The organism is Chryseobacterium tructae (assembly GCF_030409875.1).
Classification (GTDB): Bacteria; Bacteroidota; Bacteroidia; order Flavobacteriales; family Weeksellaceae; genus Chryseobacterium; species Chryseobacterium tructae.
Genome location: NZ_JAUFQR010000001.1, coordinates 3,668,020 through 3,693,295, shown reverse-complemented (window position 1 = coordinate 3,693,295; position 25,276 = coordinate 3,668,020). Strand labels below are relative to the sequence as shown.

The 25,276-nt window shown below is 36.3% G+C and carries 20 protein-coding genes and 1 pseudogene; 15 read left to right on the top strand and 6 right to left on the bottom strand.

Features of this window, described 5'->3' with window-relative positions; genetic code table 11:
* Positions 1-215: 215 nt before the first annotated feature.
* Complete coding sequence (locus QWZ06_RS18310; protein ID WP_290300209.1) at positions 216-1,832, top strand: Ig-like domain-containing domain; 1,617 nt, start codon at positions 216-218, stop codon at positions 1,830-1,832.
* A complete protein-coding gene (locus QWZ06_RS18305) occupies positions 1,826-3,013 on the top strand; it encodes a T9SS type A sorting domain-containing protein (RefSeq protein WP_435384140.1) in 1,188 nt (395 codons plus the stop codon). Before QWZ06_RS18310 ends, QWZ06_RS18305 begins: the two co-directional genes overlap by 7 nt.
* Before the next feature lie 304 nt (positions 3,014-3,317).
* On the opposite strand, the gene QWZ06_RS18300 is transcribed toward QWZ06_RS18305, so the two are convergent.
* On the bottom strand, positions 3,318-4,145 hold the full coding sequence (locus tag QWZ06_RS18300; protein WP_290300205.1) for an ion transporter: 828 nt from the start codon (positions 4,143-4,145) through the stop codon (positions 3,318-3,320).
* Positions 4,146-4,207: 62 nt separating this feature from the next.
* Here QWZ06_RS18300 and QWZ06_RS18295 point away from each other — a divergent pair, with 62 nt between their 5' ends.
* Both QWZ06_RS18295 and QWZ06_RS18290 read left to right on the top strand, forming a co-directional pair.
* Entirely contained in the window at positions 4,208-5,305 is a 1,098-nt protein-coding gene (locus QWZ06_RS18295; protein ID WP_290300204.1) for a Nif3-like dinuclear metal center hexameric protein, read from the top strand.
* 2 nt (positions 5,306-5,307) lie between these two features.
* Entirely contained in the window at positions 5,308-6,084 is a 777-nt protein-coding gene (locus tag QWZ06_RS18290) for a zinc ribbon domain-containing protein (RefSeq protein WP_290300202.1), read from the top strand.
* Positions 6,085-6,331: 247 nt separating this feature from the next.
* Here the strand turns inward: QWZ06_RS18290 and QWZ06_RS18285 are convergent, their stop codons facing one another.
* Positions 6,332-8,110, bottom strand: a complete 1,779-nt coding sequence (locus QWZ06_RS18285; protein WP_290300201.1) for an AMP-dependent synthetase/ligase — start codon at positions 8,108-8,110, stop codon at positions 6,332-6,334.
* Positions 8,111-8,465: 355 nt separating this feature from the next.
* On the opposite strand from QWZ06_RS18285, the gene QWZ06_RS18280 reads away from it, so the two are divergent.
* Both QWZ06_RS18280 and QWZ06_RS18275 read left to right on the top strand, forming a co-directional pair.
* Complete coding sequence (locus QWZ06_RS18280) at positions 8,466-9,605, top strand: acyl-CoA dehydrogenase (protein WP_089732945.1); 1,140 nt, start codon at positions 8,466-8,468, stop codon at positions 9,603-9,605.
* A gap of 23 nt (positions 9,606-9,628) precedes the next feature.
* Complete coding sequence (locus QWZ06_RS18275; RefSeq protein WP_089732947.1) at positions 9,629-9,994, top strand: hypothetical protein; 366 nt, start codon at positions 9,629-9,631, stop codon at positions 9,992-9,994.
* 481 nt (positions 9,995-10,475) lie between these two features.
* Here the strand turns inward: QWZ06_RS18275 and QWZ06_RS18270 are convergent, their stop codons facing one another.
* From QWZ06_RS18270 to QWZ06_RS18255, 4 genes and pseudogenes are all read right to left on the bottom strand, one after another.
* Complete coding sequence (locus QWZ06_RS18270; protein WP_290300197.1) at positions 10,476-11,423, bottom strand: DUF4349 domain-containing protein; 948 nt, start codon at positions 11,421-11,423, stop codon at positions 10,476-10,478.
* A gap of 299 nt (positions 11,424-11,722) precedes the next feature.
* Positions 11,723-13,317: pseudogene (locus QWZ06_RS18265) on the bottom strand (peptide chain release factor 3).
* A gap of 200 nt (positions 13,318-13,517) precedes the next feature.
* The gene (locus tag QWZ06_RS18260; protein ID WP_290300194.1) at positions 13,518-14,216 is read right to left on the bottom strand and encodes a hypothetical protein; all 699 of its coding nucleotides are present in this window, start codon (positions 14,214-14,216) and stop codon (positions 13,518-13,520) included.
* 1 nt (position 14,217) lies between these two features.
* On the bottom strand, positions 14,218-14,940 hold the full coding sequence (locus QWZ06_RS18255; RefSeq protein WP_290300192.1) for a hypothetical protein: 723 nt from the start codon (positions 14,938-14,940) through the stop codon (positions 14,218-14,220).
* A 94-nt stretch (positions 14,941-15,034) separates the two neighbouring features.
* Between QWZ06_RS18255 and QWZ06_RS18250 the strand changes: the two genes are divergently transcribed.
* The 9 genes from QWZ06_RS18250 (at position 15,035) to QWZ06_RS18210 (ending at position 25,199) form a co-directional block, all read left to right on the top strand.
* On the top strand, positions 15,035-15,865 hold the full coding sequence (locus QWZ06_RS18250) for a CPBP family intramembrane glutamic endopeptidase (protein ID WP_290300191.1): 831 nt from the start codon (positions 15,035-15,037) through the stop codon (positions 15,863-15,865).
* Positions 15,866-15,895: 30 nt separating this feature from the next.
* Positions 15,896-16,480, top strand: a complete 585-nt coding sequence (rdgB, locus tag QWZ06_RS18245; protein WP_378170867.1) for an RdgB/HAM1 family non-canonical purine NTP pyrophosphatase — start codon at positions 15,896-15,898, stop codon at positions 16,478-16,480.
* A gap of 135 nt (positions 16,481-16,615) precedes the next feature.
* Positions 16,616-17,530 (top strand): ribonuclease Z, encoded by a 915-nt coding sequence (locus tag QWZ06_RS18240; protein ID WP_290300189.1) that lies wholly within the window; start codon positions 16,616-16,618, stop codon positions 17,528-17,530.
* A 6-nt stretch (positions 17,531-17,536) separates the two neighbouring features.
* Positions 17,537-18,307, top strand: coding sequence for a TIGR02757 family protein (locus QWZ06_RS18235; RefSeq protein ID WP_378170866.1), 771 nt, complete (start codon positions 17,537-17,539; stop codon positions 18,305-18,307).
* A gap of 12 nt (positions 18,308-18,319) precedes the next feature.
* Positions 18,320-18,670, top strand: a complete 351-nt coding sequence (locus tag QWZ06_RS18230) for a hypothetical protein (protein ID WP_290300188.1) — start codon at positions 18,320-18,322, stop codon at positions 18,668-18,670.
* Between the two features lie 408 nt (positions 18,671-19,078).
* Positions 19,079-21,403 (top strand): choice-of-anchor L domain-containing protein, encoded by a 2,325-nt coding sequence (locus QWZ06_RS18225; protein WP_290300186.1) that lies wholly within the window; start codon positions 19,079-19,081, stop codon positions 21,401-21,403.
* Positions 21,404-21,607: 204 nt separating this feature from the next.
* On the top strand, positions 21,608-22,792 hold the full coding sequence (locus QWZ06_RS18220) for a choice-of-anchor L domain-containing protein (RefSeq protein ID WP_290300185.1): 1,185 nt from the start codon (positions 21,608-21,610) through the stop codon (positions 22,790-22,792).
* Positions 22,726-24,801, top strand: coding sequence for an FIDD domain-containing protein (locus QWZ06_RS18215; RefSeq protein WP_290300183.1), 2,076 nt, complete (start codon positions 22,726-22,728; stop codon positions 24,799-24,801). The genes QWZ06_RS18220 and QWZ06_RS18215 overlap by 67 nt, the downstream gene beginning before the upstream one ends.
* Positions 24,786-25,199 carry a T9SS type B sorting domain-containing protein gene (locus QWZ06_RS18210; RefSeq protein ID WP_290300181.1) on the top strand — a complete coding sequence of 138 codons (414 nt, stop codon included), beginning with the start codon at positions 24,786-24,788 and terminating at the stop codon, positions 25,197-25,199. The genes QWZ06_RS18215 and QWZ06_RS18210 overlap by 16 nt, the downstream gene beginning before the upstream one ends.
* Positions 25,200-25,276: the final 77 nt, after the last annotated feature.

Here is a 25,276-nt window from a genome sequence, read left to right as displayed (position 1 = left end):
TTATCTAAAGATAGATGGTCTTGGAATGATAAGTGGCTTTAAATTTTATTCTAATTTTAGGTTAAATGTGTAAAATAATCAATAAATGAGTTTAATTATGATATAAAAATAATTATTTGATGTTTTTTTGCTTGTTGTATGACTGGTTTTTAATGTTTTGTTTGAATTATTACTAATTTTCTAATTGAATTCAACACCCAAAATAATATATATATATGAAAAGAATCTTACTCTGGTGCTTACTGATGGTAAGCCTAATTTTAAATGCTCAGATAACCCTAGGGGAAGGGAGCACAGCGGTTGGAAATGTTCCGATCAACACGAATTATAACTATTCCTATTCTCAACAAATTTTTACTAAGCAGGAAATTAACGCAAGTGCTGCAGGTAATATTACAGGACTAAAGTTCTATGCAAATCCTTCTGCAAGCTTCGAAGATTCCTCAGCATGGGTAGTTTATCTCGGACATACTTCTAAGACAAACTTTTCCTCAGGAGGTGATTGGACTTCTGTTGCAGATCTTACAGAAGTTTTTTCAGGAACCGTTACCAATACAAATGGAGTAATAGAGATTATGTTTTCTACTCCCTTTGCCTATGATAATGTCCAGAATCTGGTGATTGCAGTAGATGAAAATACTTCGGGTTATGATTTTGATAATAATACATTTACTGTATATAACCTTCCAAATGCTCAAAACAGATCTATTTTATATAGAACAGATGGCAATGATCCCGATCCCTCAAGCCCTCCCGAAGGAATCTTGCAAGAATACAGAGCGGTTACCAGCATAGCAGGGCTTAGTCCAAGTCCAATACCTACATGTGCCTCTGTGATGTATCCGGTAAATAATGCCACTCTTATACCACAGTCTCCTGCAATCACGTGGGCAATGTCATCAGGAGCTACAAGCTATAAAGTTTCTATAGGGACTACACCGGGCGGAACAGATGTTGTGAATCAGCAAACTGTAACCACTGCAAGTTTTACCCCTTCTTCTCCGCTTTCTGCTAATACAACTTATTATCTTAGAGTAGTTTCAGTGGGAACAGGAGGTGAATCTTCAGATTGTTCTATTATAAAATTTAAAACAATCCCGCCACCGCCGGCTAATGATGAATGTAGTGGTGCTATTACATTGACTGTAAATCCAAATCTTAATTGTGATGTCGTTACAGCAGGAACTACGCTTTCTGCAACAGATTCCGGATTGGCATCAGATCCTTGTTATGGTAATCCTGATGACGATGTATGGTATAAATTTACTGCTACAGCTTCCAACCATATAATTTCTCTTAAAAATATTACTTCCGTTGGATCCAATTCAGATATCGATACTTATTTTCAGGTTCTTAGTGGAAGTTGTGGAAATATGAATAGTATTTTATGTTCAGATCCTAATACAGGAACTGTTGATGGGCTTAACCCCGGAGATACTTATTATGTACGAGTTTTTAGTTATGCTGAAGGAGCTGCATCTGCACAAAGCTTTAATATATGTATTGGTACACTGCCACCACCACCATCTAATGATGATTGTTCAGCTGCAGTTACTCTGGCTGTAAATCCGGATATGAGTTGTGGATCTACTACGGCAGGAACAACACTTTCTGCAACCGATTCAGGGATAGCACCGGATCCTTGTTATGGTGATCCTGATGATGATGTATGGTATAAATTTACAGCAACACATTCATCTCATATTGTTTCACTCAAAAATGTACAACCTGCCGGAACGGGAACCAGTTCAGATATCTATTTTCAGGTTTTAAGCGGAGATTGTAATAGTTTAACCAGTGTTTTTGTTCAGATCCTGATTATGGAATCATAGATGGGCTTACTGTAGGAAATACCTATTATGTAAGAGTATACAGTTATGGAGGATCTGGCTCGGCTCAAAGTTTCAATATCTGTATTGGAACATTACCTCCGCCGCCTTTAAACGATGAATGTACTGCGGCAGTTTCTTTAACAGTGAATCCTGATATGAATTGTGGAAATAAAACATCTGGACACACCCTTGGAGCAACTGATTCAAACCTAACTGTTGATCCTTGTGATGGGGAAGCGGATGATGATGTATGGTTTAAGTTTACTGCAACTTCAAGTAGCCATATCGTTTCGTTAAGTAATATGGTGTCTATAGGAACTGTATCTAGTTACTCTCTTTTATTTCAGGTTCTCAATGGTGATTGTAGCAGTCTGACCAGTGTTGAATGTTCAGATTATGACGATATGAAGGTCATTTCAGGTCTTACCACAGGACAGACTTATTATATAAGAGTGTATACTGCTGGAGGGTCTGGTGCAGCGCAAAGTTTTGATATTTGTGTAGGAACAATTCCACCACCACCTGCAAATGATGATTGCTCCGGCGCTTTGGTAGCATCAGTATTTCCTTATACATATACTCAATCTGATGCCGCAGGAGCTACCAATAATGGCGGATTTATTAATATGTGTTCTAATGGGATGAATGATGGGACGTGGTTTACTTTCACTGGAGATGGAACTGTTTATGATATTACTGTTTCAATGCCTTCCGAAAGCAATTTTGATCCTCAGATAGGAGTGTATAACGGAACATGTGGGAGTTTAACTTGTGTAAATACTGTAGATAATGAAGGAACGGGTGAAACGGAAACAATGTCTCTTCCAACAGTGGCAGGGACAGTATACTACGTTAATATAGGACATTACGATGACGAAGAAGATTATCTAGAGGGAACATTTACTATCGCTATTAATAAAGAAACGCTGGGAACTTCTGAAATAACTAAGACCAAGAACGAAGTCAAGCTGTATCCAAATCCATTCGCTGAGATTCTGAATATTTCAAAAGTAGATCAGGTGAGATCAGTCTTCATATTGGATCTTTCCGGAAGATTGGTGAAAACAATTGAAAAACCTTCTTCTGTTCTTCACTTAGGAGACTTGAAACAAGGAATGTATCTGGTAGTCTTAAATAGGAAAGATGGTACTACACAAACAATTAAAACCATAAAGAAATAAAAGTTTATAAAGCATTCAACCCAATAACGAATGCCTTTTGATTAAAAAAAGATGAGCGAAATATTTTGCTCATCTTTTTTATTGTAATTGATCTATTACGTATTATTTGTCTGGTACTGGTTGTATATCTCCCGTATTCATAAGGTCGAAAACAGTTGGAAAGAACATGACGAGAATAAAGTAAATTATAATCATCAGTGCGATTAATGCAAAAAGAATGATTACTAAGCTATTCGGTTTGTTTTTCTTTTTTGGTTCCATGATTTTGTGGTATTTGGTGAATAGATTTAACTAATACCAGATATCAAGCTAATTTCTTGCCACATTGTTTGCAATACCTTGCATCATCATCAATGTCCTCATTGCCACAACGGTCACATACCTTTTCTAGATTTTGTCTTTTGTTTCGCATTTCAGCCGTTACAATTCCGGTAGGAACAGCAATAATGGAATAACCGGCAAGCATTAGGACAACGGCAAAAAACTTTCCTAAAGGAGTAATAGGGGAGACATCTCCGTATCCCACGGTAGTTACAGTGACTACAGCCCAGTAAATAGATTGAGGAATCGTTTCAAACCCTTGTCGGCCACCTTCCACCATAAACATCAGCGAGCCTACAATCACTGAAAATATAATCAGAAACAGAAGGAATATATAAATTTTTCTTGAACTGTTTTTTAAAGCTCTTACAATAAGATAGCCATCATTCATGAAGTCCAATAAATTGAAAATCCTGAAGATTCTCAGCATTCTCAGCATTCTGAAGATCAGAAAATACTTGGTGATCGGAAAGAAAAAACTAAGATAAAATGGAACCAGAGCAAGGAAATCTATGATTCCGAAGAAACTGAATATATAGTGCTTTTTATTTTTTAGCACTGCAATTCTCATAGAATATTCTGCCGTGAAAAAAATAGAAATAATCCATTCAAGAATCAGAAATGTATAATGGAATCTTCTATCCAGCTGAGGTACACTTTCCATCATAATAATGGCAGTACTTACAAGAATTAAAGATAATAATATAATGTCGAAGAGTTTTCCGAGCCTTGTATCAGAGCGATAAATGATCCTGTAAAGGTATCTTTTCCATAAAGAATCTTCAGGAACAAGATTGTGCTCTCTTTCCATTTTTGAATGTTTTTTTAAATTAACAAATTATCGTTATTTTCGTAGCAAACATACAGAATAAAATGACAATAAGAAAAGTAATTGCAGAAATAGATAGGCTCATTCCGTTGCAGCAGGCAGAAGATTTTGATAACGTAGGGTTGTTATGTGGAGTTCCTGACCGGAATGTATCCGGAATTCTGGTTTGTCATGATGCCTTGGAAAATGTAGTAGATGAAGCTATTGAGAGAAACTGTAACCTGATTGTATGTTTTCATCCTATTATTTTTTCCGGACTGAAATCTTTAACCGGGAAAAATTATGTGGAAAGAGCCGTTTTAAAAGCTATTGAAAATAAAATTGCCATTTATGCCATTCATACTGCCTTTGATAATGATTTCTTTGGGGTAAACCATGGAATATGCAGTCAATTGGGATTAAAGAATATGAAAATTCTTCAGCCCAAGGAAAATAATTTAAAACAACTGACGGTTTTCGTACCTAAAGATTATTCAGAGAAAGTAAAAGAAGCAATGTTCTCTGCCGGAGCAGGAAGCATAGGGTTTTACGATGAATGCAGCTTTACTGTTAATGGAAACGGTACATTCAGACCTGTTGAAGGTTCAAATCCATTTTCAGGGCAGCAGAACATTCGGGAGAATGCCGATGAAGATATGATTTCTGTGATTTTTGAAGGATTTAAGCAGGGGCAAATTGTGGGGGCAATGAAAGATGCACATCCCTATGAAGAAGTAGCTCATCAGATATACAGTCTTGATAATAAAAACCATCACGTTGGTTTGGGAATGTATGGTGATCTGGATGAAGAAATGGAGGAAAAAGATTTCCTGGGATTTGTAAAAGAAAAATTTGGTCTCGAAATGATAAAACACTCAGCTTTTAATAACAAAAAAATTAAAAGAGTAGGGGTTCTGGGAGGCTCTGGAGCCAGTGGAATACGCTCTGCAGTTTCCAAAAAATGTGATGCCTATCTTACCGGAGATCTTAAATACCATGACTATTTTTTAGCCGAGTCTAAAATGTTGATCTGTGATATAGGACATTATGAATCAGAACAATTTGTAACTCAACAATTATTTGAAATTTTATCACAAAAATTTAGTACATTTGCAATTTCAAAATCTATTGAAAAAACAAACCCAGTAAATTATTTCATTTAAATATGGCAAAAACCAACGATATTTCAGTTGAAGAAAAATTAAGAGCTTTATACGATTTACAGATCATTGATTCAAGATTGGATGAAATCCGAAATACTAGAGGAGAATTGCCAATTGAAGTTGAAGATCTTGAAATCGAGATTGAAGGTCTTGAAAAGAGAGCTGAAAAATTTCATGCAGACATTAAAGATCAGGATGATCAGATCAAAACAAAGCATGAAGTGATTAACCATGCAAAAACTTTAATTGAGAAATACAAATCTCAGCAGGATAATGTAAGAAACAATAAAGAGTTTGAAGCATTAGGAAAAGAAATCGAATTCCAGGATCTTGAAATCCAACTTGCTGAAAAGAGAATTAAAGAATTCGGAGCTAAAATTGCTCACAAAAACGAAACTTTAAGTGAACTAACTTCAAAGATCGACGATTTGAAAAACCACTTAAAATTCAAGAAAGAAGAATTGGATGGTTTGATCTCTGAAACTCAAAAGGAAGAAGAATACTTATTAGAGCAATCTAAAGAATATGCAGGGAAAATTGACGAGAGATTATTAGCTTCTTACAACAGAATCAGAACAAACTCTATCAACGGTCTTGCTGTAGTAGGATTAGAAAGAGGAGCTCCAAAAGGATCTTTCTTCACTATTCCACCACAAAAGCAAATGGAAATTGCTCAGAGAAAGAAAATCATCATTGATGAACACTCTGGAAAAATTCTTGTTGACGATGAGTTGGTAATGGAAGAAAACGAAAGAATGAACTCTGTAATTAAATTCTAATTATTGATTTTCAACAATACAAAAGCTGTTTCATTTTGAGACAGCTTTTTTGTTTTCTACGGAATGACAAAGATTACAGTTGAAAAAATAAGCGTAATCAGCTAGATCCGCGAGAGAAATAAAAAATCAATAGGAATGGGCTTTAGCCCATTTATATAAAAAAACAACCAATTCCATTGGCTTTAGCCAAAACCTATAGTAAAGCCTCACAAAAAAACCGCCTCAAAAATGAAGCGGTTGATATTATTTAATCCTGATGGTCATACATCTTATTGTAGAGGGCAATAAACTTCTCTTTTACCGCCTTTCTCTTCAGCTTCAGCGTAGGAGTCAGAAGTCCGGATTCAATACTCCAGATCTCAGGAGTCAGCTCAATCTTTTTAATTTTCTCCCAATTTCCAAGGTGTTCATTGATTCCTTCGATTTCCTTTTCAATCCTTTGTTTCAGTTCTGTGCTGTTGGCAATTTCAGCAGGAGTAGAACCAATGTTGAGGTTGTTTCTCATAGCCCAGCTTTTAGCAAATTCAAAATCAGGTTGTACCAAGGCACACGGCATTTTTTCACCATCACCTACTACCATGATCTGCTCAATGAATTTCGATGCTTTGGCTAAATTTTCAATAGTTTGTGGAGCGATATATTTTCCGCCGGATGTTTTAAACATTTCCTTCTTACGATCAGTAATCTGTAAGAATCCGTCACTATCAATATGACCGATGTCTCCCGTCTTAAAGAATCCATCTTGTGTAAATGTTTCTTTGGTCATTTCTTCATTTTGGAAGTAACCTTTAAAAACAGATGGCCCTTTCACTGTAATTTCACCATCTTCCTGAATCTTTACCTGTAGATTATCCAAAGGAACTCCAACGGTTCCTACTTTCATTTTTTCAAAACTATTTACAGAAATTACAGGAGATGTTTCCGTTAAACCGTATCCTTCCAAAATAGGAATTCCCGCATTCTGGAACATTAAATTCAGTCTTGTAGATAAGGCTGCAGATCCTGAAACTAAGGTGACAATTTCACCTCCTAGCCCTTCTCTCCATTTAGAGAAAACCAATTTATCTGCAATAAGCTCTTGAATACCTGATGGTTTTGAAACTGATTTCTTTTTAGTAATTAAATTCAAAGCCCAGAAGAAGATTTTTGATTTTAAACCTCCCGCAGAAGAACCGGTATTGTAGATTTTATCATATACTTTTTCTACCAATCTTGGGACTACGGTCATGTAATGAGGTTTCACTTCCTTTACATTTTCCCCCATTTTATCAATGCTTTCAGCAAAATAAAGGGAAAAACCGTTGTATTGATAAAGGTAAAAAAGCATTCTTTCAAAGATATGACAGATGGGAAGGAAGCTTAATGCTCTTGTCTCTTTGTAATCCAGACTTTTTTTCTTAGGAATTCTTGGAATGGAGCCTAATACATTGGAAACAATATTGTTATGAGTGAGCATTACTCCTTTAGGTCTTCCGGTAGTTCCTGAAGTATAAATAATAGTGGCTAAGTCTTCCGTATGAATGGCATTGGAAAGATCTTCCACCTCAATTTGGGTAGATTCATCCTTGCCAAGATCCAGAATTTCGCTCCAGTTAGCCGCACCACTTATTTTATCAAAAGTAAAGATTCCCTGTAAAGTTGGAATGTTGTGCTTTACCTTCATTACTTTATTAAGCAGTTCTTTGTCTGAAACAAAGCAATACTGGATTTCAGCATTATTGAAGATAAATTCATAATCTTCCGGAGAAATACTTGGATATACCGGAACTGAAACAACACCGATCTGGGATAGCCCGAAATCCATAATAGCCCATTCAGTACGGGAATTGGTGGTTATCAAAGCGATCTTATCTCCCGGCTTTATTCCTAGCTTCAGCAATCCTCTGGATATCTTATTTCCCTCATTAATAAACTCCTGGGTGGAAGTTTTTTTCCATTCACCATGATACTTCGTTACAAACATATCCGTTTTAGGATATTTTTCTAAAGCGTAGTGTGGAATATCGAATAATCTCTTGATCGTCATGATTTTTTAAATAATTTATAAAGAAATCTAAATATAAGCATTTTTTTTAATTGTATACATTTGAATCTGATAATTAGAGATAAGTTGAATGTGTACCATAGCAATTCTTCTGGAAATGGGCTCTGGGAGCCACAAAGCGGATTAATGATCTGATCCGGCTTTATTGCCAGTTAGATTGTATGGATAATACCATTATCTGTTCTATAAGCCATTAATATCATAAAATCATACGTCTCGAATCTTGCACCTCATAGCTCTTCCATCTCCCTTTGCATCAGTATTTTCCTCGCTTTTAATTTATTTTTTCAGATTTGCTTAAAAAGTGTAAATTTACGGCTATCTAATTATTTTTTTTATGGACTTTAATTTATCGGAAGAACAGCTGATGATTCAGCAAGCGGCAAGAGACTTTGCACAGAACGAACTATTACCTGGAGTTATTGAAAGAGACCGCGACCAGAAATTCCCTGTAGAGCAGGTGAAGAAAATGGGCGAAATGGGACTTTTAGGAATGATGGTGGATCCAAAATACGGTGGTGCAGGTATGGACAGCGTTTCTTACGTGCTGGCAATGGAAGAAATTGCAAAAGTAGATGCCTCTGCAGCAGTTGTAATGTCTGTAAACAATTCATTGGTTTGTGCTGGTCTTGAAAAATTTGCATCTGAAGAACAAAAAGTAAAATATCTTACCCCTCTTGCAAGTGGACAGGTAATCGGAGCATTTGCTTTATCTGAGCCTGAAGCTGGTTCTGATGCAACATCTCAGAAAACGACTGCTGAAGACAAAGGAGATTACTATCTTTTAAATGGTATTAAAAACTGGATCACTAACGGTGGAACAGCTACATATTATATCGTAATTGCACAAACTGATCCTGAGAAAAAACATAAAGGAATCAACGCTTTCATCGTAGAAAGAGGTTGGGAAGGTTTTGAAGTTGGGGTAAAAGAAGATAAATTGGGAATCAGAGGAAGTGATACTCACTCTTTGATCTTCAATAACGTAAAAGTTCCAAAAGAAAATAGAATTGGTGCTGACGGATTTGGTTTCAATTTTGCAATGGCTGTATTGAATGGCGGAAGAATCGGTATCGCTTCTCAAGCGTTAGGTATTGCTTCAGGAGCTTATGAATTGGCATTGAAATATGCTAAAACAAGAAAAGCGTTCAAGACGGAGATCATCAACCACCAGGCTATTGCATTCAAATTAGCTGATATGGCAACTCAGATCACTGCTGCAAGAATGCTATGTTTCAAAGCAGCTTGTGAGAAAGATGCAGGAAAAGATATCTCTGAAAGCGGAGCGATGGCAAAATTATACTCTTCTCAGGTAGCAATGGATACTACTATTGAAGCTGTACAGATCCACGGTGGATACGGATATGTGAAAGAATACCACGTAGAAAGATTAATGAGAGATGCAAAAATCACTCAGATCTACGAAGGAACTTCTGAAATCCAGAAAATCGTGATCTCAAGAAGTATTGCAAAATAAGAATTAATAAAACACACTTATCTATGAAAAAATCTTTGTGGATCACCCTTGGTGTCGTACTGCTATTGTTAGGAGTATTTGTATGGTATAAGTTCTTCTTCGTTTTCGGAGAAGGCGTGAAATCCGGATACCTGAATTATGCCATGAAAAAAGGCTATGTCTTCAAAACATATGAAGGTAAACTGATTCAGGAAGGATTTGGAAAAGGAAAAGCGGGAGGCATTACAAGCTACGAGTTTGAGTTTTCTGTAGATGACCCCGAAGTTTTCAAACAATTGGAAACCAACAGTGGCAAAACCTTTGATCTCCATTACAAAGAATATAATGGTGCTCTTCCCTGGAGAGGTAACACAAAGTTTGTTGTAGACAAAGTAGTGAATATGAAATAATTTGAAAGGCTTCCGTTTGGAAGCCTTTTTTTATGAGTAATAAGTAAGATGAATGATGAATGATGAATGATGAATGATGAATGATGAATGATGAATGATGAATGATGAATGATGAATGATATTGCTGTTAAGTCTCAATACTGGTAGTTCTTTAGCGATAGATACGTTTTTGTATCATAATCATTGTATTATAGTCAATTTTGTCATCCTGTAAGGATCTTATTCCTTTTTAATTAAACATCTATTATCCATTTGCATATCAATATCAATATCAATATCAATATCAATAGGAGTGGGCTTTAGCCCACTCAAATAAATAATTAAATCATATTCCTTCGGCTTTAGCCAAAACCTAAAATAGACCATTTTAGAGATCAACAAACACAAGCATCTGCGAAAATCCGTGATATCTGTGTTTTAAAATAAGCTTCACTTAAAAATAAAAAACAAAAAATCCATCACAAGGATGGACTTTGAAATTCTAGTGAGAATCCTGATTAGGAATATTGTTGTTTTTTTTCTTTTTATAAAAATAGTACCCAATACCTCCGATCAAGAATATTGGCCATAAAGGAAGGATGAATAGGAATATTGAAGTAATAACATCCCAACCAGATTCAATGGCAGCCAATGATTTTCCGCCAAAAGTTTTAGGCGTCTTTTCTGCTTCCGTTTTATCGGTGATATTTATATTGATGCTGCAAATAGTATTGTCTGTATAATTACGTCCTGTAACCTGAATGTCTCTGGTTTCAATATCTCCTATATTACTGTTTAATGCTTCCATCAGGCCATCGAAATGTTGTATTGGAACCTTAATGTCCATGCTGTATACTTTTTGATTTTCATCCCGTTGATTGGCCGATTCAATATAAGATTGGTTTTCACTTTTAATATAGCCATTGTTTCTAATAGCTTCTTCTTTAATGATTTGTTTTACCGTTTCGGCATTATCTGCTCGTACCACAAGATATCCTGTTTTTACCATTTTATCTTTTGGCATATTCAATTCATAGCTGTCATTCTTCGGTTTCTCCTTATAAATAACTTTGGTTTCTTTTATAACTTTAGGAGCAGGAACATTAACCACGATCTTTTCAGACTTTTTAGAAGCAGAATCTTTTTTCTCAACTTTTGATTCCAGTTTTGTAGCAGCAATCTTATCAGATAAAGAATCTACCATTTTGGATGTTCTTTCAACTTTATCCTGGATTTCGTTTTTAGCGCCTTCAATATCTTTTATTCTTATACTCGCTGAATCAAGAGCCTGGTTTGCTATTTTGTTCGCATTATCAATAGCATCTGAAGCAACAGAAGCTGTGCTGTCTATACTGTTAACCGTTTCTTCCATTTTAGATTGAGAAACTCCTCCTTTTTTACAGGCAATAAAAGAACCTGAAATTGCAATGAGTAAGATAAACTTTTTCATAATATTATTTTTTTGATGAAGTAAAATTAGTCATGAAGCATCGGAAGCAGTTGTAAATGGAATGTATTATGGTCGTAAAATGATAACTGTAATATTTTCAGTTCTTTGTATTTGTTTTACAAGAGTTTTACAAAACACTTTTTACATCCAAGTGTAGAACTTACAATTCAGCTTAAGATGTATCAGGAAAAGAAACTCCACTTGAAGATGTGATCATTCCCATTCTCCGGAGGGGTGATCAAAAAAAATCCGCAGAAAAATTTCTGCGGATCTGTATCTTGTAGCTTCTAGGCTTTTAATTAATGATCTCTAAATTCACTAATGAAGTGAAGTTTCACATTCGGGAATTTCTCCTGAGTCATGTGGATGGTGAATGAAGAGTCCGCTAAAAATACCAATTGATCGTACTTATCTCTGGCAAGGAATCTTTGCTTTAATCTTGCAAACTCCCTAAATTCTTCTGATTTCTCATCAGCTTCTACCCAACAAGCTTTATGCATAGATAGAGGCTCATATGTACATTTTGCACCATATTCGTGCTCTAAACGATATTGGATAACTTCGTACTGAAGGGCTCCCACAGTTCCGATGATCTTTCTTCCGTTCATTTCAAGGGTAAACAGCTGGGCAACTCCTTCATCCATCAACTGATCGATACCTTTGGCCAATTGCTTCGCTTTAAGTGGATCATTGTTGTTGATATAACGGAAATGTTCTGGAGAGAAACTTGGAATCCCTTTGAAGCTTAGTTTTTCACCACCTGTCAAAGTATCACCGATTCTGAAGCTTCCCGTATCATGAAGACCAACGATATCACCAGGGAAACTTTCCTCCACTACCTCTTTTTTATCAGCAAAGAAAGCATTCGGAGAAGAGAACTTCATCTTTTTACCTTCTCTTACCAATAGATAGTTTTCGTTTCTTTTGAAAGTTCCTGAAACGATCTTTACGAAAGCCAGTCGGTCCCTGTGCTTAGGATCCATATTAGCGTGGATCTTGAATACAAACCCTGTGAAAGCACTTTCTTCCGGTTTTACTAACGGGTGTCACTTTCTTTAGGCTGTGGCATTGGAGCAATGTCAATAAATGCATTCAATAGCTCGCGAACCCCAAAATTATTCAATGCAGATCCGAAGAATACTGGCTGCAGGTCACCTTTCATATAATCTTCACGATTAAATTCCGGATAAACAGACTGAATCAGGTCAAGCTCTTCTCTTAAAGTAGCCGCTGCTTTTTCTCCAATAACATCATCTATTGAAGTATCATTAATATCATCAAACTTGATAGAATCTCCAACTTTTTGTTTTTTCTCTTCTAAGAAAAGCTGAATATTGTCTTCCCAGATATTATAAATTCCCTGGAAATCACTCCCCATACCAATAGGTAAAGAAAGCGGACAAACCGTTAATCCCAGTTTCTGTTCCACTTCATCCAAAAGATCGAAGGCATCTTTTCCCTCACGGTCAAGTTTGTTGATGAATACCAACATTGGAATGTTTCTCATTCTACAAACCTTAACCAATTTTTCAGTTTGTTCCTCAACCCCTTTTGCCACGTCAATAACAACAATTACTGAATCTACAGCAGTTAACGTTCTATAAGTATCTTCAGCAAAGTCTTTGTGACCCGGAGTATCAAGAATGTTGATTTTATGATCTCTATATTCAAATGCCAATACGGAAGTCGCTACCGAGATCCCTCTCTGTCTTTCGATTTCCATAAAGTCGGAGGTAGCTCCTTTTTTTATTTTGTTGGATTTTACCGCACCCGCTTCCTGAATTGCACCCCCGAAAAGAAGTAGTTTTTCCGTAAGGGTAGTTTTTCCGGCATCCGGGTGGGAAATGATCCCGAAGGTCTTTCTTTTTTGTATTTCTTTGATTAAGTCTGACATATCGTATTTTGAAGTTGCAAAAATCGTGATTTTTTATGAGGTTTTCAAATTTAAATTAGGACAATATCAATCAGAGGTAAAAGGCAGATTGGATAATAAGATGTCAAGATGAAATTTAATAAGCAAATTTCCCGTTTTATGATGGCCTGTTTTACTTTGTAATTAAAAGATGTGATGAATCTCTCACTATAATTTTAACGCTATAAGAGCAGCGAAACAGAATAAATTAATGCAAGAATAGCAAAAGTAAAAAGAAATGCAATAAGAAATTCTAATAGACGGGGGTCTTTAACCGGCGGAAAGTCCGGAGTAAGACTATATTGTTCAATCGTTTGTGGATTTATCCTTAGATCTGGCCGGAAACACTGGATTCCTCTTAAAAACTGGCGGTACATTTCAAATTGATTACTCAGAATAACATACTCAAAGTTGAAATCTATACGGGTCATTGCAGTTTCACCTGATGGATTTTTAAGATGTATATTCAAATACGTTTTAGGATACTTTCCACCTGTGCTGTATATATAAGTGTCATATGATCCTTTTTTAGTCCTTTGCAGGTCATGATATGAAATGGTATTGATAATATTACCTAAATTACTATAAAAAGTGACCCCTTGTTGATCTATAACAGCGGTTCGGACCTGTTCTTTTTTTCGATAGATTAAAGACATAATCATGGCGACAAAACAAAATGCCAATAAGAACTGGGCAAAAATAAGAATGAAAAAAGTCCCAAGGTCATTTTGTAAATAGTCTTTAAAGTGGCTATACATATTTTCGAAAACAACTCCGATGAGGACAACAATAATGAGGACGACTACCCACATCATTCCCATCAAAAGATAAGTGATCGGTTTATTCACTTTAGAGGTGACGGTTTGAAACTTTTCTGTCATATCAGTTTTTAAATTCATAAAATAAAAATGGAATTCCTACAAGGATACAAGTAATAACAATCACTGCCAAAATAAATAGCCAGCCGCCCAATGAAACTCCTTTTTTACTGTTGATATGCCAGGTGTTTGGGTCAATGGAGAAGCTTTTAAGAGCGATTGGGTCTATTTTTAAATCTGGACGGAATACAGCAATTCCATGCATAAAATGAGCATACAATGTGAATTTATTTTTCAGAACCCGAAGAGGAAGATTCATATCTATACGCTTGATTTCGGGGTCGTTTTTTTCTTGCTGTACGGTAACTTCCAGCAAGGGAATAATACTTGAACCTATTGGGGTAACTGTGTAAATATCAAAATTTTGCTTTGAAGAACGAAGCTCTGTATACAATATGTGTTGTATGATTTCATGTTTTACATTATAAAATAAAAGGCCTGTATGGTCTATAACAATTCTATGGGCAATATTCTTTCTTTTTATGATGTATTGTCGGATGACAGGAATTAAAATCAGAAGTGAGAATCCCCAGGATATTAATGCTACTGAAAGCATCATTTTAGTTCCTTTGTTATAGATTCCATAAGCTGGGCCTATAATGAAAAGGCAGAAGAAGAATATAAGCATTCCCCAATAGGTTGTCTGTAGAATAAAAGTAACCCATCGGTTAATTTCAGATTCAACACCGGGGAAAGGAGTTTCTGTATTTGTTTTGGTGATATTCATGGCAATGAGGCTAAATTAAGTATTTTCTTTTTTAGTTGCTTGTGGCATTCAAAAAAATTATCTTTGTTTCAATAAACTTTTACAGAGAAAAAGAATGGAAAATAGCAGGTATCCGAAGTTTACTTTCACATGGCTGGGCGCTGTTACTTTAGTGGTTGGATTATTTGTGGGAACGATGGCGGTGTCTTTATTCAGTACCTTTTGGAAAGTGATTTTCAAAGAAAATCTTGAACTGAAAGACTGGTTTCTGATGGTAGCTAACTCTGTAGGGTTTGTTACAGCGATTGCCTTCTTTGATTTTTTCATTGTAAGACGTACTACCCAAAAGAGACTTAATTTCAATCTTTCGTCCGTTAATTTTTCTACCTATCTACTTATTTTTCCAATGATGGCCGGGATGATGTTTATTTCAGAGTTTACTACAACACTGATTCCTACTTCAGGACCTTTTTTTGGAGATTTTTATGAATACTTTACTCAGCTAATGAGTCAGCTAACCGATAATCCGGTAGTGATGATTATTATGACCGTCATTATGGCTCCTATCTTTGAAGAAATCATATTCAGAGGGATTATTCAAAAAGGGTTAATTAATAAAGGAGTAACACCATGGAAGGCTATTTTATATGCATCCATTATTTTCGGAGTTGTTCACGGAAATCCATGGCAGTTTATCAGTGCGGTAATGCTGGGATGTGTTTTGGGGTTAGTATATCATAAAACAAAATCTTTACTGATGCCAATATTATTGCATGCATTTAATAATCTGACGTTGTCATTATTGGTGCTATATGGTAAAGAGGAAAGCTTTGCGAAAGTTTTTAATGTTTCAGAATGGCTGATTTTGGGGGTCGGAATTGTGCTTTTTGCTTTATTCTACTATCTTTTTATGAAGAAATATAAAGTACATTATGCTGAAATGTAATCAACACTATTTAAAAAAGTAAAATTGAAAATGAATATAGAAATGGAATTATTGGTCGCTACACACAACGAGCATAAAAAAGAAGAGATTCAGCAGATTTTAGGGAATGACTGTGTCGTTAAAAGTCTTACGGATTATAATATCCATGAAGAAATTGTAGAAGATGGAGATTCTTTTCATGCCAATGCTTTAATCAAAGCTAAATACTGTTTTGAAAAGACAGGGGTTCCAAGTTTAGGAGATGATAGCGGACTTGTAGTAGAGTCTTTAGACGGTAGACCGGGAATTTTTTCTGCCCGCTATGCCGGAGATCATGATTTTGCTAAAAATATTGAAAAGGTATTGGAGGAAATGCAGGGAGTAGAAAACAGAAAAGCTTATTTCGTTACTGTTTTGTGCTATTATGACGAAAATGGAGCTCAATATTTTGAAGGAAGAGTTCATGGTAATTTATTGACCGATAATAAAGGTCACAAAGGATTCGGATACGATCCGATCTTCGTTCCTGAAGGCTATGACAAAACTTTTGCAGAAATGGAACCTGAAAATAAAAACAAGATCAGTCACCGTAAGCAGGCATTGGATCTGTTTATGGACTTTTTAAAAGTAAAGTAATCTATACTGAAGATCAATATAAACCATTTCTCTATCACGGAGAAATGGTTTTTTTATGCTTTTCCTGCTTAAATTTGGCTGCAAAATATATGTTTTAAAATTTCTGTCGTACATTTGTTACAATAAACAATTGATTTGAGTACTTATTTAACAATATTAGGTTTTAATTCAGCGATTCCGACGATCAATACCTCACCAACAGCCCAGCTACTGGAAATGGAAGAAAGAAACTTCCTGATCGATTGTGGGGAAGGAACACAAGTGCAATTGAGAAAAGCAAAAGCCAGATTTTCAAAGATCAATCATATTTTCATTTCTCATCTTCATGGAGATCATTGTTTTGGGCTTCCGGGGCTTATTGCCTCTTTCCGTCTTTTAGGAAGGGAAAACCCTTTACATGTGTATGGCCCGAAAGGAATAAAAAAAATGTTAGATACGATCTTTCAGATTACAGAAACACATCGTGGTTTTGAGGTGGTCTATCATGAGCTGGATAAAGATTATTCAGAAAAAATCTATGAAGATAGCAGGGTAGAAGTGTACACCATTCCTTTAGATCATAGAATATATTGTAATGGTTATCTTTTTAAAGAAAAGCCGAAGGACAGACATTTGAATATGAAGGAAATTGCTAAATACGACGAAATAGAAAGCTGTGATTATCATAATATAAAAGCAGGAAAGGATTTTGTTTTAAGTGATGGCTATGTTCTTAAAAATGAAGTGTTGACCCTTGAGCCGGCTCCACCAGTGTCCTATGCATTCTGTAGTGATACCCGTTATCTTGAAAGTGTAATTCCGATCATTAAAAATGCTACGGTTCTGTATCATGAATCTACTTTCCTGCATGATTTAAAGGAAATGGCAGACTATACCGGGCATACTACGGCATTGGAAGCGGCTACTATTGCTCAGAAAGCTCAGGTTGGAAAACTGATTCTGGGACATTTTTCAAACAGATATGCAGATTTAACAGTGTTTACCGATGAAGCCAGAAATATTTTTCCTAATTCCTTCCTTCCAAAAGCTCTGGAAAGTGTAAAAATTTAAATCAATATGTTGAACTTTGAAGAGCTTAGAAGCTTTCTGAATGAAAAGGCAGATCAATACAATACTCCAGATTTTATAGAAGATGATCCGATTCAGATTCCGCATCGTTTTTCATTAAAACAAGATATAGAGATCGCTGGATTTCTGGCCGCAACAATCTCATGGGGAAACAGAAAATCAATCATTAATTCTGCCAACAAAATGCTGGATATTATGGGGAATTCACCCTATGATTTTGTATTGAATTACTCTGAAAGAGATCTAAAAGATATTCAGGACAAAAGTATTCACAGAACCTTTAATGGAGAAGATTTTTCTTATTTTATTAGACAATTCAACAGAATTTATAACGAAAATGAGAGCCTGGAAGACCTGTTTAAGGTAAAAGATCCTGAAGTTAATTTTCAGCATGCCATAGAAAGGTTCAGAAATGGTTTTCTGGAAAGTGAAAAACACAGAAGCCATAAACACATCAGTTCACCATACAAAAATTCTTCAGCCAAAAGAATTATTATGTTTTTAAGATGGATGGTGCGTAAAGATAAGCGAGGGGTAGATTTTGGAATCTGGAAAGATATTGATCAGAAATACCTGTCTATTCCATTGGATGTACACACCGGAAATATTTCTAGAAAACTGGGGTTGCTAGAAAGAACTCAGAATGATTGGAAAACAGTAGAAGAATTGGATTCGGCGATCAGGCAATTTGATGATAAAGATCCTGCAAAATACGATTTTGCGCTGTTTGGATTAGGAGTAACTAAAGAACTATTGTAAAAAATATAAAGGATGAAAAAATATAATGAGAAAGCAGAAGTTCTTGAAAAAATAGCGGATAGTATCACTTCCTGGATAGGATCTATTCAGTCTTTGATTGTGCATACGCTGTTGTTTGTTACTTCGTTTTTGCTCCCAATGCTGAAGATTGTGGATTTTGATAAAATGTTGCTGATTCTGACTACGGTACTTTCATTGGAGGCTATTTATCTTGCAATTTTTATTCAGATGTCGGTTAATAAAAGCCACGAAAAATTGAAGATATTCAGGAGGATATCGAAGATATTCAGGAAGATATTGAGGAGATCAGCGAGGACATTGAAGAGATCAGTGAAGATATTGAAGAAATTAATGAAGATATAGAAGATATTCAGGAAGACATTGAGGAAATTAGTGAGGATATAGAAGAAATTAATGAAGACGAAGAGGAAGAAGATCATAATGAAAAAGCAAAGAATGCCATACTGAAAAGCAATGTAAGTTCAAATAAAAACGAAATAAAAGCTTTGAAGGATATTATTGCCGAGCTTCGGAATGAGATTGACGAATTGAAAAAAGAAGAATAAGAGACTTTCTTAAAAATTATCATAGGTATAGAAAAACAGATCAGTATTGTTGATCTGTTTTTTTATATAATAGAATGTGTTCTTTATAATAAATTTAAAAATAAAATATATTCATTGTGAATTTTTGTTGAAAATCAGGTAATAAGTGTCTTGAATGCTGAATTGGTACAATTATTTTTGCTACATTTGGACAAAATGAATCAAAATGTTAAATTATAGATTTAAACACTACTTTTTTCTTTTAACATTTTTACTGAGTACCGCTTCTTTGTTTTCACAGGCTAGGCCTGGTAGAAAGTCAGTAAAAGTGCAGCCTACAGGGCCTAGTTTGAAGGCAACTAACTTTATAGACGTAAATGTTCCTCCTTATCCAGCTACAGGATATTTTCCTGAACAGTTGGTAAAAGATATTCTGATTAACGGAGGAAGTACTTGTACAACAGCAAATATTAGCAATGTTACAGTAACTCCTAATCATACCATATTTGATAGTAATAGGTTTTGGGGCTACTTTAATAGAGGGACAGCAAGTTTCCCTTTTAAAGATGGGATTGTATTGACAACGGGTCATGCGAGTGAGGCTGGAAATGAATTTATTGATGAGGCGAGCAAGACTGTTGGTTCACAGAGTGATCCTGATCTTGTGACTGCTACTGGTGCTACTGTAACTTTGAAAGATGCGGTGTCACTAGAATTTGATTTCGTTCCTAATTCTACTCAGGTAAGATTTAATTATATATTTGCGTCAGAAGAATATTCAGCAGGATATCCTTGTCAGGGATTTTCTGATGCTTTTGCGCTTTTACTGAAAAAAGTAGGAGATCCTACTTATACTAATTTAGCAGTATTGCCTGGGAATGCAGGGCCAGTGAGTGCTACAAATATTGTTCCGGCAGGAGGATATTTTAATTGTGGTCCTATCAATGAGGCCTTTTTTGCGGGACTTAATATTCCACATGTGGGAACCAATTATGCTGGAAGAACTATTCCTTTGACTGCTATCGCGAATGTAATTCCAGGTGAAACGTACCATTTCAAAATGGTTATTGCAGATGCTAAAGATCCAAGCTTAGATTCTGCCGTTTTTCTAGAAGGAGGATCATTTGATATTGGAGTTAAAATTATAGATGAAAATGGGGCAAATCTGCCACCTACCATCAATATGTGTGATAATGAGCCTAAGACATTAAAAGCTCAATTAGAATTGATTCCAGGGACAACCTTTCAATGGTATAAAGATGGTGTCTTAATTCCTGGAGCAACTAATGTCGCTTATGTGGCCACTCAGCCAGGAGTATATTCAATAAAAGTAATGAGCCCAGGGAGCCAATGTCCTGGTGAAGCTAAAATTACGGTGATAGGGGGGACGAGTCCTACAGTACAGAATGCTGTGTTTAAGCTTTGTACAACACCTACACTGACTACTTTTGACCTAGATAGCGCGGTACCTTTGATTACAACAACAACAGGAGCTGTACCTCGTTTTTATACTAAACTGTCTGATGCACAGGCTCAAAATAATAATAATATTAAAAATACTACCAGTTACAACGGAACCGACGGTGAAGTGCTGCATGTTCTTGTAACGAATGGAGGATTTTGTAGTAAGATCGCAACATTAACTTTGAATAAGGAAGAAACCCCTACTGCAGGTCTTAATGTAGCAAGACTAAAAATCTGTTTGGGAGAATCAGTCCTGATGACAGCAACGGGTGGGGCAACTTATTTATGGAGTGATAATGCTTCCATTACAGATGGAACAAGAACGGTGAGTCCTACCAAAACAACAAAATATTCTGTATATGCCATCGGAGCACAGGGATGTAAGTCTCCCGTGCCTGCGGAAGTTACTGTTGAGGTGGTTCCTGCAATTGTTTCGACTTTAAAAGGGGGACATATCTGTGAAGGGGACAGGATTACTCTAGACGCAGGTTCAGGCCCTGGATATACCTATGAATGGAATACCGGGGAGACAACGCAATCTATTTCAGTGAATAAGCCAGGAGAATATAGAGTAACAATCAACAATGGAGTGTGTTCTAAAGAATTTAAAACACAGGTTATAAAAGCTATTGTTCCTGAAATTATTAATGTTAATTACAATGACAGAGGAACAATGGTTCTTACAGCATCTAACCCTAGTAATGGGATTTTAGAGTATTCTGTAGACAATGGGCTTACATGGCAGATTTCCAATGTGTTTACCAATGTGCCTAAAAATGAGATCATTTCTATTCGTGTGAGAGTAAAGAATACAAGTTGTGTAGGCTTCCTTCAGTATTTTACTTTTGTGATGAAAAATGTCATTACTCCAAATGGTGATAACATCAATGATTTTATTGATTTCCGAGGAATAATGGCATATAAAGACTTCAGTGGCAGGGTTTTCGATCGCTACGGAAAAGAAGTGTTTAAAGCTGAAAGAATCAGACCTTATTGGGACGGTTACTTCCAAGGAAACGATTACCTTCTGCATCGTATTGGTATCAGGTTACCTTTGAAGATCCCGCAAGTAAATTGCTTACTGTAAAAACAGGTTGGATCCTGCTTAAGAATATAGAATAATTTAAAATAATAATTGAAAGACTGACTATTTTGTCAGTCTTTTTTTATGATATTGAAATAAATAAAGTTGATATTCTACGATAAATAAATTTGAATTAGTAGCAATGTAAATTGTGTTAAACTGAATTTCAATCAAAAAAAATAGTATTTTTGTTTAAAATAATATAAAATGTTAAATAGGAGGAAAGGAAGTTTATTTTTAGTGTTATTTTTCGCTTTTATAGGAAGCTTTATTTTTGCTCAGAACAGGGTGGTAAAAAAAGAATTACCCTCAAAAAATAATGGTATAGCAGCAAAAAAAGCCGGAGCTTTTATAGATGTAAATACTTCCAATTATCCTGAGTCTTCATACAGCATTACTCAGTTAATAAAAGATGTTCTCATATCAGGAGGCGGATGTGCCAGTAATAATGTAAGCAATGTAGTGGTGTATCCCAATCTACCTCCAACAAATCAAAATCGAAGCTGGGGATACTTCAATAAAGCAACTACGAATTTTCCATTCAACAAAGGAATTATTCTTTCCACCGGATTTGCGAAAAATGCAGGAAATTATGCTATAGGCGATCTTAATGATGATTTGGGAACGACAGGAGATGCAGATCTTGCCTTGGCTTTGGGGATTCCTGGAGACAAGCTGACTAATGCTACCTATATAGAATTCGATTTTGTTGCAGTTTCTTCTCAAGTTACCTTTAAATACCTGTTTGCGTCAAAAGAATATCAAGATAATTTTCCCTGTAATATTACAGATGGTTTTGCTTTATTGCTGAAAAAAGTAGGTGATCCCACTTATACCAATATGGCGGTACTTCCAGGAGGTGCTGGGCCTGTAAGTGTAACAAATATTCATCCAGCGTATCCAAACTGCGGGCCTAAAAATGTCACTTATTACGGAGGTACCAATAGTAATCCTAAAATTGAGACAAATTTTGATGGCCGTACTATTCCTTTAACGGCAAAAGCTACCGTTGTACCGGGGCAAAAATATCATTTTAAAATGGTATTAGCTGATTTTCAGGATGCTAATTATGATTCTGCCGTGTTTTTAGATGCAGGCTCATTTGATATAGGAGTGAGTATTTTGGGGCCAGGAGGTGTACAGCTTCCAAGCTCTGTAAATATGTGTGATAATACACCACAGACTTTTACAGCTTCTGTTCAGGAACCTAACGTAACCTATGCATGGTTTTTAAATAATAATCCTATTCCGGGAGCTACCGGTGCTAGTTATACAGCAACACAACCTGGACTCTATACCGTTAAAGTTTATGTACAGGGAAGCTCTTGTCCGGGAGAAGCAAGCATTACTGTTGTGGGAGGAACTTCCCCTACAGTACAAACGCTACATTAACGGCCTGTTATACGGCAGGAAATGCTACCTTTAATTTGCCTACAGCACAGCCTGCAATTAGTACAACGCCAGGAGCCGTCTTTACTTATTATGCAGCAATGGCAGATGCTAATGCAGGGAATAACAATACAATTCCTACTCCTGCAGCATATCAAAGCGCGGGTGGAACTGTATATGTGAGAGTGAGAACTGGTTTCTGTGCTAAGGTAGCTGAGTTAAATCTCGTTAAGGCTCCACAGATGACAGGATCTATTGTTCCTCCTCAGGTACTGACTTGTGCCAATTCTCAGATTACATTAGATGCTTCAGCTTCAGTCTATCCTACCGGAGCTACATTTAACTGGACTACTACAGGAGGGAATATTGTTTCTGGAGGAACTACTCTAAATCCTGTAATCAATGCACCGGGAACCTATACGCTAACCATATCACAAACATATCAACCTGGAAATATCAATTGTACAGCGACAGCAACAGTAACGGTAACAGGAAACAGTGCACCACCCAATCCATCACTTACAGCTCCTAAATTAAAGATCTGTAAAGGAGAATCTATAACATTGACCGCTTCAGGAGGAGCAACTTATAATTGGGGTGGCGGCCTCCCTGGAAATGGAAATACTCAGACTGTATCACCTACAGTGACTACAACATACAGTGTAACTGCTATTGGTGCTAATGGATGTGCTTCTGCTACTCCTGCAACAATCACCATTGAAGTATCTGAACCATTTACAGTACAAAATGCAATCCTACATAAATGCTATCAGCCGGGATTAACGTATAATCTTAAAGAATCAGAAAGCCAGATTACGACCGCTGCGGGCGTGACATTTACTTATTATGTAAATCAGACAGATGCCGATTTGGGGAATGGTAATTTTATTGTGGCTCCTACAACATATTCACCTACTTCAGCAAATCAGACAATATTTGTAAGAGTTAGCAATGGAGGGTGTAGCTATGTGGTTACTCTGCAATTATTGAGAACCGCAGAGATAACCTTGACGATAGCAACGCCACAGACTATTACCTGTACAACACCTCAAATAACACTTAATGCATCAGCTTCTGTGATACCACCAGGCTCTACTATTGTCTGGACTACAGTTGGGGGAGCTATTGTATCAGGGGGAACTACCCTTACTCCGGTGGTAAGTGCAGGAGGTACATATACATTAACTGTTTCCAATGTATTCCAGCCTGGAAGCTTGTCTTGTTCATATAATTCAACAGTAACAGTAACCCAGGATAAAGTAGCGCCGGTGGCAGCACTTGTTTCATCACAGCCTCGTATCTGCGAAGGAGAATCGGTGACTTTAGCGGCTTCTGGTGGAGTTACCTATACTTGGGGGAATGGTCTTACGGGTACCGGAAATACTCAAACCGTGTCGCCTACCTCTACAACAGTATATACGGTAACAGCGATAGGTGCTAATGGATGTGCCTCTACACCTGTAAATGTTACGGTTCTGGTAGGACCTCCGATTGCTGGGGTATCTGCAAACAAAGTGAAAATATGTGCCGGTGAATCTGTTACTCTTACTGCAACAGGGGGAATTACTTATAATTGGGTAGGCCTTACCGGAAATGGAGACACACAAGTTGTTATTCCTACAGTTACTACAGAATATTCTGTATTTGCATTAGGAGGAAATGGATGTAGCTCTATTAATCCAGCTAAGATAAAAATTGAAGTAGTGCCTGCTATTGTTTCCACATTAGAAAATGTATATGTCTGTGCGGGAGATAATGGTACTCTGGATGCCGGAGCTGGGCCTAATTATACTTATCTGTGGAGTACAGGAGCTACTACGCAGACTATTACTACAAAAATTGCCGGAACTTATTCTGTAACAATCAGTAATGGAGTTTGTTCTAAAGTCTTTACAGCACAGCTTATTAATCCTGAATTGCCTGAAATAGTAAATGTTGTTCATGATAAGACCACACAGACGCTCACCCTTACGGCAAGTAACCCGACCGGAGGCGTTTGGAATATTCTATAGATAACGGATTAACCTGGCAATCTTCAAATGTATTTACTGGAGTCTTAAATAATACGATGTATCATTTGAGGGTGCGAGTGAAGGATGCAAAATGTGGAAACTCAATAGATTATTTTACATTCGTATTGAGTAATGCCATTACTCCGAATATGGATGGAATAAATGATACCATAGACTTTACAGGGATAAGCGGATATAAAGATTTTGCGGCATCCATTTTTGATAGATATGGAGCTGAGGTTTTCAAGGCAAGTAAAGGAGATGTGATATGGAAAGGATCTCTAAAAGGAATCAACTTGCCTACAGGTACTTATTGGTATAGAGTTCAATGGGAAAATCCTGCAAATAAAAAATTAGAGCAACGTTCCGGTTGGATATTGTTGAAAAATAGAAATTAAAATTATTGCAAAAAATGTAATATAAACAAACAAACCCCTCATTATCGAGGGGTTTGTTTGTTTACTAGAGCGAAACG

Excerpts from the sequence above, each read along its gene's own strand:
- QWZ06_RS18310 (WP_290300209.1), top strand. The coding sequence starts at position 216 with ATGAAAAGAATCTTACTCTGGTGCTTACTGATGGTAAGCCTAATTTTA.
- QWZ06_RS18300 (WP_290300205.1), bottom strand. The coding sequence starts at position 4,145 with ATGGAAAGAGAGCACAATCTTGTTCCTGAAGATTCTTTATGGAAAAGA.
- QWZ06_RS18295 (WP_290300204.1), top strand. The coding sequence starts at position 4,208 with ATGACAATAAGAAAAGTAATTGCAGAAATAGATAGGCTCATTCCGTTG.
- QWZ06_RS18290 (WP_290300202.1), top strand. The coding sequence starts at position 5,308 with ATGGCAAAAACCAACGATATTTCAGTTGAAGAAAAATTAAGAGCTTTA.
- QWZ06_RS18285 (WP_290300201.1), bottom strand. The coding sequence starts at position 8,110 with ATGACGATCAAGAGATTATTCGATATTCCACACTACGCTTTAGAAAAA.
- QWZ06_RS18280 (WP_089732945.1), top strand. The coding sequence starts at position 8,466 with ATGGACTTTAATTTATCGGAAGAACAGCTGATGATTCAGCAAGCGGCA.
- QWZ06_RS18275 (WP_089732947.1), top strand. The coding sequence starts at position 9,629 with ATGAAAAAATCTTTGTGGATCACCCTTGGTGTCGTACTGCTATTGTTA.
- QWZ06_RS18270 (WP_290300197.1), bottom strand. The coding sequence starts at position 11,423 with ATGAAAAAGTTTATCTTACTCATTGCAATTTCAGGTTCTTTTATTGCC.
- QWZ06_RS18260 (WP_290300194.1), bottom strand. The coding sequence starts at position 14,216 with ATGACAGAAAAGTTTCAAACCGTCACCTCTAAAGTGAATAAACCGATC.
- QWZ06_RS18255 (WP_290300192.1), bottom strand. The coding sequence starts at position 14,940 with ATGAATATCACCAAAACAAATACAGAAACTCCTTTCCCCGGTGTTGAA.
- QWZ06_RS18250 (WP_290300191.1), top strand. The coding sequence starts at position 15,035 with ATGGAAAATAGCAGGTATCCGAAGTTTACTTTCACATGGCTGGGCGCT.
- rdgB (WP_378170867.1), top strand. The coding sequence starts at position 15,896 with ATGAATATAGAAATGGAATTATTGGTCGCTACACACAACGAGCATAAA.
- QWZ06_RS18235 (WP_378170866.1), top strand. The coding sequence starts at position 17,537 with ATGTTGAACTTTGAAGAGCTTAGAAGCTTTCTGAATGAAAAGGCAGAT.
- QWZ06_RS18230 (WP_290300188.1), top strand. The coding sequence starts at position 18,320 with ATGAAAAAATATAATGAGAAAGCAGAAGTTCTTGAAAAAATAGCGGAT.
- QWZ06_RS18225 (WP_290300186.1), top strand. The coding sequence starts at position 19,079 with ATGTTAAATTATAGATTTAAACACTACTTTTTTCTTTTAACATTTTTA.
- QWZ06_RS18220 (WP_290300185.1), top strand. The coding sequence starts at position 21,608 with ATGTTAAATAGGAGGAAAGGAAGTTTATTTTTAGTGTTATTTTTCGCT.